The organism is Faecalicatena contorta, assembly GCF_021531995.1.
GTDB lineage: Bacteria > Bacillota > Clostridia > Lachnospirales > Lachnospiraceae > Dorea_A > Dorea_A contorta_A.
The window spans coordinates 1-3,259 of the sequence record NZ_JAFBIZ010000177.1; the positions used below are offsets into that span (position 1 = coordinate 1).

The 3,259-nt window shown below is 38.2% G+C and carries 4 protein-coding genes; all 4 read left to right on the top strand.

Annotation, left to right across the window (positions count from 1 at the left end; all coding sequences use genetic code 11):
- Positions 1-1,231: DNA cytosine methyltransferase (locus tag JQM82_RS14725; protein ID WP_328284228.1), on the top strand; the 1,231-nt coding region annotated here is incomplete at its 5' end.
- Positions 1,218-1,958: a PmeII family type II restriction endonuclease gene (locus JQM82_RS14730; RefSeq protein ID WP_235232334.1), complete on the top strand. Its 741-nt coding sequence runs from the start codon at positions 1,218-1,220 to the stop codon at positions 1,956-1,958. The genes JQM82_RS14725 and JQM82_RS14730, both read left to right, overlap by 14 nt.
- A 19-nt stretch (positions 1,959-1,977) precedes the next feature.
- A complete protein-coding gene (locus tag JQM82_RS14735) occupies positions 1,978-3,027 on the top strand; it encodes a DNA cytosine methyltransferase (RefSeq protein WP_235251157.1) in 1,050 nt (349 codons plus the stop codon).
- A gap of 12 nt (positions 3,028-3,039) precedes the next feature.
- Positions 3,040-3,259, top strand: a 220-nt coding sequence (locus JQM82_RS14740) for a hypothetical protein (RefSeq protein WP_235251158.1), incomplete at its 3' end; no start/stop codon positions are given.

Here is a 3,259-nt window from a genome sequence, read left to right on the forward strand (position 1 = left end):
TAGAAAACGGAGAGAAAACTTAATGCATAATAATTTAAAACAGAATAGTTATAGCAGGTATGCTGATAATAGAGATGTTATTTCTTTGTTTTCCGGGGCTATGGGATTAGATATTGGATTAGGTAAGGCTGGTTTAAATGTTGTGATTGGTCAGGATTTTGACGCATCATGTGTAAAAACTATGAGAGCCAATGGACATAAGGTGTTGGACGGAGACATTAGAGAGATTCAGCCGCAACAGCTATTAGATATGACAGGATTATCTGTAGGTGAACCGTTTTTAATTTGCGGTGGCCCGCCTTGCCAGCCTTTTTCCACAGCAGGAAAACGATTAGGCATAAATGATCCAAGGGGAAGTTTATTTATGGATTTTATCCGTATGATAGACTATATTCGTCCTCGATTTTTTGTAATGGAAAATGTAAAGGGAATTATGTCTGCACCATTAAAGCATGTACCATTGTCTGAGCGGGATGAAAGTGATCCTGACCAGAGATTAGGTACAGTGCTGGATGTGATTTTGTCAGAATTTGATAAGCTAGGATATAAAACAGTATATGGGGTGCTTGATGCTGTAAATTATGGTGTCCCACAGTTTAGGGAAAGATTCGTATTAATCGGAAGTCGTGATAATGAAGATATTTTTCTTCCGATCCCTACACACTTTCAGATGCACCAAAATAAAGAGTATCAGTGGCAGACTGTTAGAAGCGTGATTGAGGATTTGGAATATGACCAGGGTGAGTGTGCAACATTGAGTGAAGAACGATTGAAGTTCTTAAAGATGGTTCCAGAAGGTGGAAATTGGAGAGATTTACCGGAAGATATGATTCCTATTGCTATGGGAGGTGCATATAAATCTGGAGGTGGAAAAGTTGGATTTTATAGAAGGTTGTCGTATGATCAGCCTTCTCCAACGGTAGTTACCTCTCCGGTTCAGAAAGCGACTATGATGTGTCATCCTACACAAAATAGACCGTTGAGCGTAAGAGAATATGCAAGGATTCAACAGTTCCCGGATAGCTGGGTATTTACAGGAACGACAGCTGCAAAATATCGGCAGATAGGGAATGCTGTTCCGGTGGGATTGGCAGAAGCTATAGGAAAGGCAGTTCTTTCTGTAGCGGATAGAACTTCTTTGGTTCAAACAAAGCGATTTAGAGGTACGAATGTGCATAACAAAATTAGAAATGCAATAGAGTTGGGAGGGAATTTATATGCCGTTAAATAATTCATATGATGAACAGGCAGTAATTCAAGCGATCGCATCTGCACTGGAAACATTTTATGGGACATTAATCGAGAAAATAGATGGATTAAACATACAGAAGGTAATGAAACGTAAAAATCCATATTTATATCGTGCAAAAGCAATGCAGAGCGCAGCTGAAATTGTGGATTCTGTTTTGACAGCATTTGTAAGCTCCAGTGAAGAAACTATTTTTGGAAACTGTTTCTTTGAACCGATTGCTATTGCTGCAAGTGGCGGAAACAAAGCACTGGCGGAAGGTATCGACATTATGATTCAAAACAAGGAAACAAATACAATTTCTGCTATAGCGGTCAAGAGTGGTCCTTCTGTATTCAATGCAGATAGTAAAAAACGTCAGGAACAGAATTTTACAGCTGCTTCTAAGCTGGCACAACAGGCAAAAGCAAGATATGAAGCATATATCGGTTATTGTTATGGGAAAAAGAAAGATTCCGGCAGAGGAAAACCGAAAATGTATCAAGAACTGGCAGGGAAACGATTCTGGGCTGAATTGACAGGCGATGAAGAATTTTACATAAAGATTATTGGATATATGGGAACAATGCCAGAACAGTATGTAGCGGACTATAAGGAAAGCTACAACAAGGCAGCGAATAGACTGGTTAGAGAATTTTCCAACAGTTTCTGCAAGGAAGATGGAAGTATTGACTGGGAAAAATTAGTAGAATTCAATTCCGGAGATTAAGAATTGTGAGGTGATCTTGATGCCGTGTGTGGCAATAGATTTATTTTGCGGAATAGGTGGGCTGACAAAAGGATTGTCCTTGGCGGGTATTGATGTGACCGCAGGTTTTGACATAGATGAAAGTTGTAGATTTGCTTATGAAGTAAATAATAATGCAGTATTTATATGTGAAGATGTAACTAATATCCGGGCACAAACCATAAATCAATTATATCCAGAAAATACAGTTAGGGCATTGGTAGGATGTGCACCATGTCAACCGTTTTCCCGATATTCAAGTAGATACAGAAAAGAAGGTCATAAAGATGATAAATGGAGATTGTTATATTCATTTGAGCGTTTAGTCCGAGAAGTGTTACCAGATATTGTGTCAATGGAAAATGTACCTAATTTAGTAAATGAAGAGGTTTTTAATGATTTTGTAAATACATTAGAGGAATTAGATTATTTTGTTGATTATGGAGTTGTATATTGTCCAGATTATGGTGTCCCACAACATCGTAAGAGATTAGTTTTGTTGGCATCCAGATTGGGAGAAATTCATTTAATCCCTCCTATGTATGATAAAAATAATTATTTGACTGTTAGAGATGCTATAGGACATCTTCCGCCAATTGCTGCAGGAGAAGTTTGCGAAGAAGATTTGCTTCATCGTTCTAGTGCTTTGTCTAATATTAACATTAGAAGAATTCAGCAGTCTGTTCCAGGAGGATCGTGGAGAGATTGGGATGACGATTTGAAATTAAAGTGCCATAAGAAAACATCGGGACATACATTCCCTTCTGTTTACGGCCGGATGGAATGGGATAAACCCTCTCCAACGATTACTACGCAATTTTACGGTTATGGAAATGGTAGATTTGGACATCCAGAGCAGGATAGAGCAATTTCCTTGCGTGAGGGTGCTATTTTACAGTCATTTCCAAATGATTATATTTTTGTTGATGACGAACACCCTGCTCAAAAACGAGAACTTGGAACGCATATTGGCAATGCGGTTCCAGTAGAATTAGGAAGAGCAATTGGCATAAGCATTCAAAGACATTTAGAGGTGGTAGGCCAAAGATAGATGGAGGCAAGTATGGAAAAACAAATGCAGGAAAAAACGGAACAAGAAGTTAGTGTATCTGCAAAGCAGATTAGTGAGAAAAAGCAGGATATCAAGTTTGATACAAGGGATTATGTAATTAAGTATTTGGTAGAGCAATACGAAGCGGACGAGTTTTATATTCCACTGGAATATCAACGTAATTTTATATGGGGAGATAAAGATAGATGTTTTTTTATTGAATCAATATTCT

Excerpts from the sequence above, each read along its gene's own strand:
- JQM82_RS14730 (WP_235232334.1), top strand. The coding sequence starts at position 1,218 with ATGCCGTTAAATAATTCATATGATGAACAGGCAGTAATTCAAGCGATC.
- JQM82_RS14735 (WP_235251157.1), top strand. The coding sequence starts at position 1,978 with ATGCCGTGTGTGGCAATAGATTTATTTTGCGGAATAGGTGGGCTGACA.